Annotated in this window: 1 protein-coding gene; it reads right to left on the bottom strand. The window is 47.1% G+C overall.

Going from position 1 to position 242, the window contains the following annotated elements; all coding sequences use genetic code 11:
- Positions 1 to 211, bottom strand: a 211-nt coding sequence (locus RTW80_RS30525) for an Orn/Lys/Arg decarboxylase N-terminal domain-containing protein (RefSeq protein WP_142977342.1), incomplete at its 3' end; no start/stop codon positions are given.
- Positions 212 to 242: the final 31 nt, after the last annotated feature.

Raw genomic sequence — 242 nt, 5'->3', positions numbered from 1 at the left:
GAACCCTTTCTTCTTTATGCGTGGCAATAAACACCGGGATACCGAATCCCGTGGCTTCTATTTCTTCTATGGCGCCATTGAAAATATCGCTGACGGCCAGAACCACGGCTGCCACATCAATATAATCTGATGCGGTGATATCCACGATGTCGCGCGAAGTGGTAAAGCATTCAGGGCAGGCACGGCTGACGGCAATTTTTAACGTTTTCATCTTTATCTCTTTATTTCAGGCAATATGGGGC

Source organism: Escherichia sp. AM3 (assembly GCF_032029835.1).
Taxonomy (GTDB): Bacteria; Pseudomonadota; Gammaproteobacteria; order Enterobacterales; family Enterobacteriaceae; genus Escherichia; species Escherichia coli.
Note: the sequence above shows the minus strand (reverse complement) of the source record. Positions and strands in the feature narration are given on the sequence as shown.